The organism is Bradyrhizobium sp. (genome assembly GCF_035273305.1).
Classification (GTDB): domain Bacteria; phylum Pseudomonadota; class Alphaproteobacteria; order Rhizobiales; family Xanthobacteraceae; genus Bradyrhizobium.
This window is the reverse complement of the sequence record NZ_DATEPI010000035.1, coordinates 1-12,708: the sequence shown is the minus strand read 5'-3', so window position 1 is coordinate 12,708 and position 12,708 is coordinate 1. Positions and strand designations below refer to the sequence as shown.

Genomic DNA, 12,708 nt, shown 5'->3' with positions numbered 1-12,708 from the left:
CTAGCGCATCATGCGGTTCGAGTGAGACAGCGGTGATGTGGCGACGATTTCCCGCTCCGCTGCTGATCGCGGCACTCGGCCTTCTGGTGCTGCCGCCGCTGCTGCTCGCGCTCGGGCTCACCATGACCTCGGCTACCGAAGTCGTGGTCTATGCGATGGCTTGCATGGCCCTGAACATTCTGGTCGGTCACACCGGCCTGGTCTCGTTCGGTCACGGCGCGTGGTTTGGACTTGCGGCCTATGCGGCGGCGCTAATTCAGCGCAACCTCATGCACGATTCGTTTTTCGGCCCGACCATTGCGGGCGTTTTGATCGTCGCCGTGATTGCGACGGCATTTGGCTATCTGATCCTGCGTCGTCGCGGCGTGTATTTTTCTTTGCTGACGCTCGCGTTGGCGGCGATGCTCTATGCGGTATCGTTTCGCTGGACCGAAGTCACCGGCGGCGAGAACGGGCTTGGCGGGATCACGCGGCCGACGCTACTCGGGTTTAACCTGGAATCCTCGACCGACTATTACTGGCTGGTGGCGGCAATCGCGTTTGCCGTGCTCGTGCTGCTATGGCGCTTCCACAACTCGAGCGTCGGCAGCGTATTGGTGGCGATCCGCGAGAACGAGCAGCGTGCGCGCTTTCTTGGTTATCCTACCGACCGCTACAAGCTCACCGCGTTCGTTTTGTCAGCGTCCATCACCGGGCTCGCCGGGATCCTTCTGCTTTACCAGAATCGCATGACTTCGGCCGATCCGATTTCGGTCTCCTTCTCGGGTGATCTTCTGGCGATGGTCGTGATCGGCGGGATGCGCAGCTTCCTCGGCCCTGCGCTTGGTGCGTTGTTCTTTATCTTGTTTCGCGAATTTCTGGGCATCTACACCGAGAACTGGCTGTTCTGGTTCGGCCTCGTGTTCGTCGCGTTCATCGTGTTCTCACCGACCGGCCTGGTCGGAGTAGGCCAGCGGTTGATCGCGCCCTTCCGCAAGAAGATGGTTGAAGACGCCGCGATGTCCGCGCGCCGCATCGAAGTGCTGCCGCTGCCGGAATTCCTGCGTCCGAAATCTCACGTCGAGCGCACGGTGCTTGCGGCGCGGCATATCGTCAAGAGCTTTGGCGGTATCCGCGCGGTGCAAGGCATCGATATCTCGATCGCGGACCGCACGCTGCACGCGCTGATCGGTCCCAACGGCGCCGGCAAGACAACGGCATTCAACCTGTTATCCGGCATGTTCCCGCCCGACGAGGGCACCGTATCGCTGATGGGAAAATCGATCGCCGGACATACGCCGGAGGAGATAGCGCGCGCCGGGATCGGCCGCTCGTTCCAGATTACCAATCTGTTTCCTGCCCTGACCGTGGGCGAAAACATTCGTCTGGCGGTGCAGGCGCGCCATCCCCGCCGGTTTGATCCCTTTACCAACGCATTGTCGATTCAAGCGATCAATTCCGAAACTGATGCCGTCATTCGCTATCTTGGCCTGGCCGGCATTGAAAAGGCCGAAGCAGGCATGCTGTCATATGGCGGCCAGCGCCTGCTCGATATGGGTGTGGCGCTCGCCACGGCGCCGCGCGTGCTGCTGCTCGACGAGCCGCTCGCAGGCCTCGCCGCCGCCGAGCGCGAACGCATCGGCGCCATCATCAAACGCATTTCCTCTGATCTGCCTGTGCTGTTGGTCGAGCACGACATCGATCGGGTGTTTCAACTCGCTGATCAGATCACGGTGATGAACGAAGGCCGCGTGCTGCTGGACGGATCAGTCGAGGATGCGCGCTCGAGCCCCAAGGTGCAGGAAGTGTATATCGGCTCCGGCGCAACCGAGATCGCCGCACGACCGCGTGAGACCGCCGCGCGCTTGAATTCGCTGCTGGCAGCGAGCCATATCGAGACTTTTTACGGCAAGAGCCACATCCTAAACGATGTCAGTTTCACGCTGCATGAAAACGAAATCATCGCTTTGCTGGGCCGCAATGGAGCCGGCAAATCCACGCTTTTAAAGACGCTGGTCGGGATCGCGCCGGCGTCGAACGGGTCGATCAAGCTCGCCGGGAGCGAATTAATAGGGCTTTCGTCGGCGCAAGCGGCGCGTCTCGGTATCGGCTATGTGCCGCAGGGGCGCGGGCTATTCGCGGGCATGAGCGTCGAGCACAACCTCGAACTCGGCGGCCTGAAGCGCCAGACCGGCAATGGCGTTCACTGGACGCGCGAGCGGATCTACGAATATTTCCCGCGCATTCGCGAGCGCCTGGACAGTCCGGCGGATTATCTTTCCGGCGGCGAGCAGCAGATGGTCGCCGTTGCGCGCGCGTTGTCCGGCGATGTGCGCGTATTGCTGCTGGATGAACCATTCGAGGGCCTTGCACCGAATGTGGTCGAGCAGTTGTTCGAGACGTTCGATCGCCTGCGGAAGGAAATCGCCATTATCATCGTCGATCACAACCTCGACCTCGCGCTGGCCCTGTCCGATACGACGGTAGCGCTCGAGCGCGGTCGGGTCATTCACCAGGGACCCTCCAAAGCCTTGCGGGAGGACCTCGATCTGCGCCGCAAGGTGCTTTGGCTGTGAGGACTCGTGAGAATAGCAAATGACAACCAGCGAACGTAATGTGGCGATCGTCGGCGCCGGTCTGATTGGTCGGGCCTGGGCCGTGATCTTTGCCCGCGCAGGGTGGAACGTGCGGTTGACCGATCCGCATATTCTCTCACTCCAAGCCGCGCCCTCCCTGATCCGCGATGAATTGCACGGACTGGCCCATCATGGTCTCGCCGACGATCCGGATCGAGCTGCCGCCCGGATATCGACTGCCACCAGCCTTGAACAGGCCGTGAGCGATGTTGAGTTTGTCCAGGAAAACGGACCGGAGATCGTCGAAGAAAAACGGGCGATCTTCGCGCAGCTCGATAAGTTCGCGCCGCCCGGCGCGCTCCTGGTTTCATCCACATCGGCGATCGTGGCATCGCGCTTCACCGAAACGCTGCCGGGCCGCTCGCGTTGCCTGGTCGGTCATCCCGTTAACCCGCCGCATCTGGTGCCGCTGGTGGAGCTGTGCGGGGCGCCGTGGACCTCGCCCGAGGCGATCGATCGCGCAACCAAGATCTATCGTGAAATCGGGCAGGTGCCGGTCACAATCAATCGCGAGATCAACGGCTTTGTCCTGAACCGGCTGCAGGGCGCGCTGCTGGCCGAAGCTTTCCGGCTGGTCGGGGAAGGTTACATCTCGGCGGAGGATCTCGACCACACTGTAAAGGATGGCCTTGGACTGCGCTGGTCGTTCCTTGGGCCATTCGAGACGATCGAGCTGAATGCCCCCGGCGGCATACCGGATTATTGCGGGCGTTACACCGGCTTCTACAAGGAACTTGCCTCGAACGCTGCGGGTCCCGAAGTGTACCAGAGCCCGAATGTGGACCGGGTGATTGCCAATTGGCCGCATCGGCCGACGACGGACCGCATAACGATGCTGACGCAGCGGCGCAACGAGCGGCTTGCGGCGCTGGCCGCGCACAAGGCAGCGCAAAGCAAATGATCGGAAATATCGACCTGCAGAAAGTGAGCAAATCATGAGCCGCAAAGTAATCATCACTTGCGCCGTAACCGGCGCGATCCATACCCCTTCAATGTCGAAGGCGCTGCCGGTGACGCCGCAGGAAATCGCCGATGCCGCCGTCGATGCCGCTGAAGCCGGCGCAGCGATCGTGCATCTGCATGCCCGCAATCCGAAGACGGGTCAGCCCGACCAGAGCCCGGAAGCCTTTGCGCCGTTTCTGAAGATCATCAAGCAGCGATCGAATTGCGTGGTCAATCTCACCACCGGCGGCGCGCCGACCATGACTGTTGACGAGCGCGTTCGTCCCGCCGCCGTCTACAAGCCTGAAGTCGCTTCGCTCAACATGGGCTCGATGAACTTCGCGTTCTTTGGCATGCTGAATCGATTCAAGAAGTTCGACCATGACTGGGAGCGCAAGCATCTGGAGAACAAGGACATCGTATTCCGGAACACATTCCAGGATATCGAATACGTGCTGAAGACGCTGTCGGAGACCGGCACCCGATTTGAGTTCGAATGTTACGACACCGCCCACCTCTATAATCTCAATTACTTTCTGGAACGGGGCATGGTGAAACCGCCACTGTTTGTGCAGACGGTTTTTGGATTGCAGGGCGGCACCGGCGCGCATCCGGAGGACGTGCTTCACATGAAGCGCACCGCTGAGCGACTGTTCGGCGACAAGATGGTGTGGTCGGTGCTCGGCGCCGGCCGCAATCAACTGCCGATTGCGGCGATGGCGGCGGCGATGGGCGGAAACATCCGCGTCGGGCTCGAAGACTCGCTTTGGGCGGCACCCGGCCGGATGGCAGCATCGAATGCCGAGCAAGTGCAGCTCGCCCGCAACATCATCGAGGGTCTCGGCCTGGAAGTCGCCAGCTCCGATGAAGCCCGCGAAATTCTGCATCTCAAGGGCGGCGACAAGCTGGAAGTCTGACAGACTCCCGAGCCGCTCAACAGCACCGTTGGGATCGGCGGTCGCTAACATTCGCATTAGTCCGAAGTACCAATACCGACGCCGCCGTTGCCGGTTGCGCCGGTGCCTCGCCATGATATCGTTTGGGAAAATCGGCCCGAGATGAGGCCAAAGTATCGAGGGAGGTAAAGCATGCGGAGCGTTCAGGCGCTTGCCATCGTCGCGCTATCGGCGCTGGCAGTCACCGGAGTCGCGCAAGCGGCGGGGGAGAAGCAGGGCGGCATTTTCCGGATCTACCATCGGGACAGCCCCGGCAGCGCCTCGATCCATGAAGAGGCGACCTACTCGACCAACGTCCCGTTCATGCCCGTTTTCAATAACCTCGTCATCTACAAGCAGGACGTGCCTCAAAACAGCATCGAATCGATCGTTCCCGATCTCGCGGAGAGTTGGGCATGGAGCAGCGACAAAAAGTCGCTGAGCTTCAAACTGAGGCAAGGGGTCAAGTGGCACGATGGCAAACCGTTTACGGCGAACGATGTCAAATGCACCTTCGACATGCTGATGGGAAAATCGCAGCAGAAGTTTCGTAAGAACCCGCGCAAGTCCTGGTACGAGGAAGTCGTCGACGTCGTCCCGAAGGGCGATTTCGAGGTTGCCTTCAACCTGAAGCGACCTCAGCCGGCGCTGTTGGCGCTGCTCGCATCAGGCTATACGCCTATTTATCCATGCCATGTTTCGCCGGCGGAAATGCGGACCCACCCGATCGGCACCGGTCCGTTCAAGTTCGTTGAATTCAAGGCCAACGAATCCATCAAGCTCACCCGCAACCCGGATTACTGGAAAAAGGGCCTACCGCATCTCGACGGCATCGAGTTCACCATCATCCCTAATCGCTCGACCGCCATTCTCGCCTTTGTCGCCGGGAAGTTCGACATGACGTTCCCGACCGAGGTGTCGATTCCACTCCTCAAGGACGTCAAGACCCAGGACGCGAAGGCCGTGTGCGTCGTTGCACCCAACAACGTCAGCACCAACATCATCGTCAATTCGTCGTCACCGCCGTTCGACAATCTTGATATTCGCCGCGCCCTCGCGCTGGCACTCGATCGCAAGGCGTTCATCTCGATCCTGTTCGAGGGGCAGGCGGATATCGGCGGCACCATGCTGCCCGCGCCGGCGGGACTATGGGCGATGCCAAAGGAAATGCTTGAGACGATACCGGGCTATGGTCCCGACGTGAACGCCAACCGCGAGCAGGCCCGCAAGCTGATGCAGAAGGCTGGCTACGGTCCCGACAAGCATCTCACGGTAAAGGTTTCAACGCGCAACATTCCGGTCTACCGCGATCCCGCCGTAATCCTGATCGATCAGCTCAAGAGCATCTACATCGATGCTGATCTCGACGTGGTCGAAACGGCCAACTGGTTTCCGAAAATCGCGCGGAAGGATTATGCGCTCGGCCTCAATCTTACGGGCAACGCCGTCGACGATCCCGACCAGTCGTTCTACGAGAACTACTCCTGCAAGTCTGAACGCAATTACACCAACTACTGCAATCCGGAAATCGAGAAGATGTTCGACGTGCAATCCCAGGAGACGGATGTCGAAAAGCGCAAGAAGCTGGTCTGGGAGATCGATAAGAAGCTTCAGGAAGACGTCGCTAGACCGATCATCTATCACTCGCGTACCGGTACCTGCTGGCAGCCGTATGTGAAGGGCGTCACCGTGATGGTGAACAGCTCCTACAACGGCTATCGTTATGAAGACGTATGGCTGGACAAGTAAGATCCGCCCCGCAAGCGAATGAAAAGCCTCGTCGGCCGACCTGATAATCTGCGCCTTTCGCGACCACAAAACCGGTATTCATGCTTGCCGAATACGCGGTAACAGGAGCAGCCAGGTGTTTGCCTATATCGTCCGGCGCCTCGTCCTGATGCTGGTGACCCTGTTCGGGATATCCGTCGTCATTTTCGTGCTGTTGCGGATCGTGCCCGGCAACATCGTCGACATTCTGTTCGCCGCGGCCGGCTATGTCGATCCCGCCGACAAGGCGAACCTGGAGCGGGAACTCGGGCTCGATCAATCGATCGTCACCCAATATCTGCATTGGATCGGCGGCCTGCTGCACGGCGATCTCGGTTATTCCTACGTTTCCGAAAAGCCCGCGCTGGATGAAATCCTGCCGCGGATTCCGATCACGGCGAGGCTTGCAGGACTGGCGCTGATGTTCTCCGCGTCAATCGGCATCCCGCTCGGCGTTATCAGCGCGGTCAAGCAGGGCACGCGGCTCGACTACGTATTGCGCGTCGTCAGCCTGAGCGGGCTATCGCTTCCCTCGTTCTGGCTCGGCCTTCTGATTTTGATGGCATCCGTTGCGATGTTTGGGACCATGCCGATCTTCAACCCCAACCCGAGAACCTGGACCGAGGCGTTCGCAATCTATTGCGTTCCGGCGATGGCGGTGGGCTTCCGCAGCGCGGCGCTCACAATGCGGATCACCCGCTCCTCGATGCTGGAAGTGCTGCGGCAGGATTATATCCGCACCGCCCGCGCTAAAGGCGCATCCGAGGCATCCGTCAACTTTCACCACGCGCTGAAGAACGCCATTCTGCCGGTCATTACCGTCATTGGCATCGAGGCGGCCTTCCTGATCGGCGGGTTGATCGTCACCGAAACCGTTTTCAACATTCCGGGCGTCGCCCGCTTCCTGGTCGAGGCGATCCGCTGGCGCGACTATCCGATCGTGCAGAATCTGGTGATGCTGATCGCAGTCATTGTGGTGTTCGCAAATTTCACCGTCGATATGCTCTATGCCGCGCTCGACCCGCGGATCCGGTACTCGGATTAGGAGGACCGTTTGGACGCGATCAACTATGATGCCGAACTGAGGCGAGCCGGCGCCAGTGCGACGCAAGGCTGGCGCAAGTTCGTATTTCTGGCCAAGCGTCATGTGCTTGGCACCATCGGCTTGTCTTTCATGCTGATGTTCGTGCTCGCCGCGATCTTCGCCGATCTGATCTGCCGGTACGATCCGCTCAGCGTTGATTCGGCGCACGCGCTCGCCCATCCCGATGCGCGTCACTGGATGGGAACGGATTCGTTCGGCCGCGACGTCTGGAGCCGGATCATTCACGGGGCGCGCATTTCGCTCGCGGTCGGCATCGGCTCGACCGCGCTCGGCTCATCGATCGGCGTGATCGTCGGATTGACCTCGGGCTATCTGTCCGGATGGGTCGACCTGGTGTTCCAGCGCGTGACTGATATTTTGCAGGCCTTGCCGCTGCTGGTGCTCGCGCTGATCATGACCGCGGCTCTCGGACCTTCGCTCCCCAACGTGATCATCGCGATCGCGATCCCGCTGATTCCGACCGTTGCGCGCGTCATCCGCGCCAATACCCTTGCGCTGCGGGAGCTGACTTTTGTGGAAGCCGCCAAATCGATCGGCATGAGCGAAACGCGCATTGCCCTTCGGCATGTTCTGCCCAATACGCTCGCGCCCTTGATCGTGCTGGCGACTGCGCAGCTCGGCTCCACGATACTCACCGAGGCTTCACTTTCGTTTCTGGGGCTCGGGATTCCCGAGCCGTATCCATCATGGGGACGCATGTTGTCCGAGTCGGCCGCGGAATATGTTCGCACCGCACCGTGGCTCGTGATCTTTCCCGGGATCGCGATCAGCCTTGCGGTGTTCGGAACGAACCTGTTCGGCGACGCGCTTCGCGACATTCTCGATCCCAGGCAGCGAGGCTGATGAAGGGATCGCAAACCGAACAGACGGTTCTCGACGTCAATGGCCTGCAGACGGTGTTCTTCACGAATTCCGGGTTGTTCAGGGCAGTCGATGACGTTTCATTCAGCGTCCGCCGCGGTGAAACTCTGGCGATCGTGGGCGAGTCAGGTTGCGGCAAGAGCGTGACCGCGTTGTCGATCTTGCGGCTGGTGCCCGATCCTCCTGGCAGAATCGTCGGCGGCTCGATCATGCTCGAAGGCACCGACCTGCTCGGCCTCGATGAAATGAAGATGCGCGAAATCCGTGGCAATCGCATTTCGATGATCTTCCAGGAGCCGATGACCTCGCTCAATCCGGTGATGCGGATCGGCGACCAGATCACCGAGGCGGTCCGCCTGCACCGGCAGATGGATCGAAAGGAAGCGTGGAAACAGGCGGTCCAAATGCTGCGGCTGGTGCGGATCCCCGTGCCGGAGCGACGGGCGCTCGAATATCCGCATCAGCTGTCGGGGGGAATGCGCCAGCGCGCGATGATCGCGATGGCGCTTGCCTGCCGGCCGGCCCTGTTGATTGCGGATGAGCCGACCACCGCGCTCGATGTCACGATCCAGGCCCAAATCCTGGCCTTGATGCTCGATCTGCAAAGGCAGATCGGCATGGGATTGATCCTGATCACGCACGATCTCGGCGTGGTGGCGCAGACCGCGCAGCGCGTGATCGTGATGTATGCCGGCAAGAAGGTCGAGGAGGCGGATGTGCAAACCCTGTTCGCCAACCCAAGGCACCCTTACACCCGCGGCTTGATGGCCTCGATTCCCACCGTACCATCGGCGGGCGCCAATCCGGATGTCCGCTTGGTCGAGATTCCGGGCATGGTGCCTTCCCTGACCAAACTGCCGAAGGGTTGCGCGTTCGCGCCCCGCTGCGAATTCGCGCTTGCACGCTGTCACGAGGAATATCCGCCGTTGGAAAACTGGGGCACTGATCATCTGGCGGCGTGCTGGCGCGCGGCGGAAATGAAGGGGCCGTCATGAGCGAGCCGCGAGTCTTGCTCGAGATATCCGACCTGAAAAAGCACTATCCGGTGCGAAGCGGAATCCTGCGCCGCGCTGTCGGAACCGTGCATGCCGTGGATGGCGTCAGCTTCACGGTAGGCGTGGGAGAAACACTGGGGCTGGTCGGCGAATCCGGTTGCGGCAAATCAACTGTGGCGCGCAGCATCCTGCGACTGATCGAGCCGACCGGCGGCAGCATCCGACTCAATGGCAAGGACATCACACATCTCGGCAAGGCGGAGCTACGCCCGAACCGTCGCTCGATGCAGATTATCTTCCAAGACCCGTTTGCCTCGCTTAATCCGCGAATGACCGCTGGCGACATTGTCGGCGAGCCGTTGAGCGTGCATGGTCTCGCCGCAGGAAGGAAAAAACGTGAACGGGTGGCCGAGCTGTTCCAGCAGGTCGGGCTGCGGGCGGATCAGATGCACAACTATCCGCACCAGTTCTCAGGTGGCCAGCGCCAGCGGATTTGCATCGCTCGCGCGCTCGCGCTCGGGCCTGACTTGATCGTGTGCGATGAGCCGGTCTCCGCGCTGGATGTTTCGATCCAGGCCCAGGTGATCAATCTGTTGATCGATCTGCAGCGCAAACACCACTTTTCTTATCTGTTTATCGCGCACGATCTTGCCGTGGTTGCTCATATCAGTCACCGCGTCGCGGTGATGTATCTGGGACGCGTGGTCGAACTTGCTGACAAGGCCGAGCTGTTCGGCAACCCGCGCCATCCCTACACGCAGGCTTTGCTGGCCTCCGTTCCCGTCGCGGACCCCAAAGCAAAACGCCTTGCGCCGATGATCGAGGGCGACGTGCCGAGCCCGATCAATCCGCCGTCGGGATGCGCATTCCATACCCGCTGCAAATACGTGATGGAGCGATGCAAGCTCGAAAGGCCGCCGCTGGTAGCGATCGACGGCCAGCATCAGGTCGCCTGCTTCCTGAATGGAGGAACGGGGCGCCCTGCCTAGCGGCGTTTTCGAGCGAAGTGGACGCCGGTTCGCGTCAAGAAAACGCGTCAGAAGAATAAGCCAACACTTCCGTTGCGAGCGAAAAGGTTCCGGCCGATAGGCGTTATGCCGTTCAAGCGGCCGCCTCGATCTCGACCGCAATTTTTCCGATCGTGACCTGCTCGCCCTCGCTGACGTCGATCGCGGAAACGATGCCCGCGATGGGCGCAGTGTGCACGTGCTCCATTTTCATCGCTTCCAGCATCATCACCGCCTGACCAGCCGAAACGATCTCACCCGGCTTGACCAAGATCGCGACCACGCGGCCCGTCATGGCGGCGCGCACTTTGCCATCGCTGCCCGTCGCAGTCGCCACGCCTGGTCCGGCCAGCGTCAGGTCATGAACCGATAGCGTGACGCCACGGTGCAGGATGAAGAGCCGATCGCGGTCGCGAAGAAACTTGGCAGATTGGGTTACCCCGTTGACGCGAAAGCGAATGCTGTCGCGGTCGACTTCGTCGATCTCGAATCCATGATCGCTACCTGCGAGACTTGCGACATAGCCGCCGTCGCGCTCTCGCAGGATTTCCAGATCATGGATGTGGCCATCGAGCTCGATGCGGCTCGGCATCGGAAATGTTGCAGCCAGCGTTCGTCCGCCACGCCACGGCGGCCGGTAGGGATTGGTCACGTATAGCAACAGCGCGGCGAGCGCCACTTCCGATGGCGTCGGCTTGCGGGGTCCCGGCAATGTCTCGCGGTACTTCTCGACAAAAGCCGTGGTCGCATCGCCGCTCGCAAAGGCGGGATGCCGCAGGCATGACATCAGGAACGCCTGATTGGTGGTCAGGCCGAAAGCTGCGGTCTGCTCGAGAGCGCAGATCAACCTGCTCCTCGCCTGCTCTCGGGTCGCGCCAGAGGCGATGATCTTGGCGATCATGGAATCGTAAAATGGCGAAATCTCAACCCCGGATTCGAGCGCGTGCTCCACCCGAACTCCATCCGGACTCTGCCACAGTTCGATTTTTCCCGATTGAGGCATGAAATCACGTGCGGCGTCTTCAGCGCACAGCCGCACTTCGATGGCATGGCCGGAAAGCCGGATGTCGTCTTGCTGCAAGCCAAGCGGTTCGCCATGCGCGACACGCAACTGCAGCTCGACCAGATCGAGTCCAGTGATCGCCTCGGTGACGGGGTGCTCGACCTGCAGGCGCGTGTTCATTTCCATGAAATAGAATTCGCCGTCGGTATCGAGCAAGAATTCCAGGGTGCCCGCGCCTTCATAGCCCAGCGCTTTGAGGGCGCTCACCGCGACCGCGCCCATCCGCGCGCGTAGCTCCGGCGATACTGCCGGCGACGGCGCCTCCTCGATCAGCTTCTGGTGCCGCCGCTGCACCGAACAGTCGCGCTCGCCAAGATGAACCGCATGGCCGAAGCAATCTCCAAACACCTGGATTTCGATATGCCTAGGATTGATGATCGCCCGCTCCAGGATCATGGCCGGATCGCCGAACGCGCTTTGCGCCTCGGAGCGCGCCGATCGGAGCGAACCAGCAAACGCTGTGGCGTCCGTCACCAGGCGCATGCCGCGCCCACCGCCGCCAGCGGCCGCCTTTATCATCACCGGAAAGCCAATCCTGTTGGCCTCGGCGAGCATCGTGGACTCGCTTTGATCGCTACCCTGATAACCGGGTACGCAGGGCACGCCGGCTGCCAGCATGATCTCCTTGGCGCGAGCCTTGTTGCCCATGGCGGCAATGGCCTTTGGCGAAGGCCCGATGAATATCAGGCCGGCATCGAGGCAGGCTTGCGCGAAGCCTTCATTCTCGGCGAGGAACCCATAGCCGGGGTGAACCGCATCGGCACCGCTTGATTTTGCGGCATCGATGATCGCCTCGGCATTCAGATAGGATTGCGAAGGCGGCGCCTCGCCAATGCGAACGGCCTGATCCGCCTCGCGGACGTGAAGCGCACCGGCGTCGGCATCGGAATAGACCGCGACCACGCCATAGCCGAGCCGACGCGCGGTACGCGCGATCCGACGCGCGATCTCGCCCCGATTGGCGATCAGGATTTTGTGGAACAGTGTGCGCGTCCTCCGCCCGCTCATGGCCGGGCCACCGAAAACTGCATCCGTTGCGGCGTGCGCGCTTCTGCTTCCCGACAGATCGCCAGCACCTCCTGCAGGATCGCGCGGGTGTCGCGCGGATCGATAACGCCATCATCGAGCAGGCGCGCACTGGTGGAAAATACATCCATCTGCCCGTCGAACACGCCGATGATCTGCGCTTTCATCGCATCGAGCTTGTCCTTGTCGATCGGCTTGCCCCGCCTGATCGCCGCGGCTTCGGACACGATCGCCATGGTTTCAGCGGCTTGTTCGCCGCCCATCACGGCGGTCTTGGCATTCGGCCACGAGAAACAGAACCGCGGATGAAAGCCACGCCCGCACATCCCATAATTGCCGGCGCCAAAGGAGGCGCCGCAGTAAATGGTGATCTGAGGCACTGTGGCGCTGGT

General features: G+C 61.0%; 10 protein-coding genes. 8 read left to right on the top strand and 2 right to left on the bottom strand.

The annotated features are described in order from the left end of the window. The first annotated feature begins 35 nt into the window (after positions 1-35). The 8 genes from VJV58_RS02415 to VJV58_RS02380 all read left to right on the top strand — a co-directional run bounded on the left by VJV58_RS02415 (position 36) and on the right by VJV58_RS02380 (position 10,209). Complete coding sequence (locus VJV58_RS02415; protein ID WP_324135736.1) at positions 36-2,555, top strand: branched-chain amino acid ABC transporter ATP-binding protein/permease; 2,520 nt, start codon at positions 36-38, stop codon at positions 2,553-2,555. 19 nt (positions 2,556-2,574) lie between these two features. Next, a complete protein-coding gene (locus tag VJV58_RS02410) occupies positions 2,575-3,516 on the top strand; it encodes a 3-hydroxyacyl-CoA dehydrogenase (RefSeq protein ID WP_324135735.1) in 942 nt (313 codons plus the stop codon). Positions 3,517-3,550: 34 nt separating this feature from the next. After that, entirely contained in the window at positions 3,551-4,474 is a 924-nt protein-coding gene (locus VJV58_RS02405; protein WP_324135734.1) for a 3-keto-5-aminohexanoate cleavage protein, read from the top strand. A gap of 171 nt (positions 4,475-4,645) precedes the next feature. After that, positions 4,646-6,241 carry an ABC transporter substrate-binding protein gene (locus tag VJV58_RS02400; RefSeq protein ID WP_324135733.1) on the top strand — a complete coding sequence of 532 codons (1,596 nt, stop codon included), beginning with the start codon at positions 4,646-4,648 and terminating at the stop codon, positions 6,239-6,241. 115 nt (positions 6,242-6,356) lie between these two features. Beyond that, positions 6,357-7,304, top strand: a complete 948-nt coding sequence (locus VJV58_RS02395) for an ABC transporter permease (protein ID WP_324135732.1) — start codon at positions 6,357-6,359, stop codon at positions 7,302-7,304. A gap of 9 nt (positions 7,305-7,313) precedes the next feature. Continuing rightward, complete coding sequence (locus VJV58_RS02390) at positions 7,314-8,207, top strand: ABC transporter permease (protein WP_324135731.1); 894 nt, start codon at positions 7,314-7,316, stop codon at positions 8,205-8,207. Next, positions 8,207-9,220, top strand: coding sequence for an ABC transporter ATP-binding protein (locus VJV58_RS02385; RefSeq protein ID WP_324135730.1), 1,014 nt, complete (start codon positions 8,207-8,209; stop codon positions 9,218-9,220). Before VJV58_RS02390 ends, VJV58_RS02385 begins: the two co-directional genes overlap by 1 nt. Next, a complete protein-coding gene (locus VJV58_RS02380; RefSeq protein ID WP_324135729.1) occupies positions 9,217-10,209 on the top strand; it encodes a dipeptide ABC transporter ATP-binding protein in 993 nt (330 codons plus the stop codon). The genes VJV58_RS02385 and VJV58_RS02380 overlap by 4 nt, the downstream gene beginning before the upstream one ends. A 112-nt stretch (positions 10,210-10,321) precedes the next feature. On the opposite strand, the gene VJV58_RS02375 is transcribed toward VJV58_RS02380, so the two are convergent. Together VJV58_RS02375 and VJV58_RS02370 are read right to left on the bottom strand one after the other, a co-directional pair. Beyond that, complete coding sequence (locus tag VJV58_RS02375; protein ID WP_324135728.1) at positions 10,322-12,298, bottom strand: acetyl-CoA carboxylase biotin carboxylase subunit; 1,977 nt, start codon at positions 12,296-12,298, stop codon at positions 10,322-10,324. Then, on the bottom strand, positions 12,295-12,708 hold a 414-nt coding region (locus VJV58_RS02370; RefSeq protein ID WP_324135727.1), incomplete at its 5' end, for a carboxyl transferase domain-containing protein. The genes VJV58_RS02375 and VJV58_RS02370, both read right to left, overlap by 4 nt.

Excerpts from the sequence above, each read along its gene's own strand:
- VJV58_RS02400 (WP_324135733.1), top strand. The coding sequence starts at position 4,646 with ATGCGGAGCGTTCAGGCGCTTGCCATCGTCGCGCTATCGGCGCTGGCA.
- VJV58_RS02385 (WP_324135730.1), top strand. The coding sequence starts at position 8,207 with ATGAAGGGATCGCAAACCGAACAGACGGTTCTCGACGTCAATGGCCTG.
- VJV58_RS02410 (WP_324135735.1), top strand. The coding sequence starts at position 2,575 with ATGACAACCAGCGAACGTAATGTGGCGATCGTCGGCGCCGGTCTGATT.
- VJV58_RS02405 (WP_324135734.1), top strand. The coding sequence starts at position 3,551 with ATGAGCCGCAAAGTAATCATCACTTGCGCCGTAACCGGCGCGATCCAT.
- VJV58_RS02415 (WP_324135736.1), top strand. The coding sequence starts at position 36 with ATGTGGCGACGATTTCCCGCTCCGCTGCTGATCGCGGCACTCGGCCTT.
- VJV58_RS02375 (WP_324135728.1), bottom strand. The coding sequence starts at position 12,298 with ATGAGCGGGCGGAGGACGCGCACACTGTTCCACAAAATCCTGATCGCC.
- VJV58_RS02380 (WP_324135729.1), top strand. The coding sequence starts at position 9,217 with ATGAGCGAGCCGCGAGTCTTGCTCGAGATATCCGACCTGAAAAAGCAC.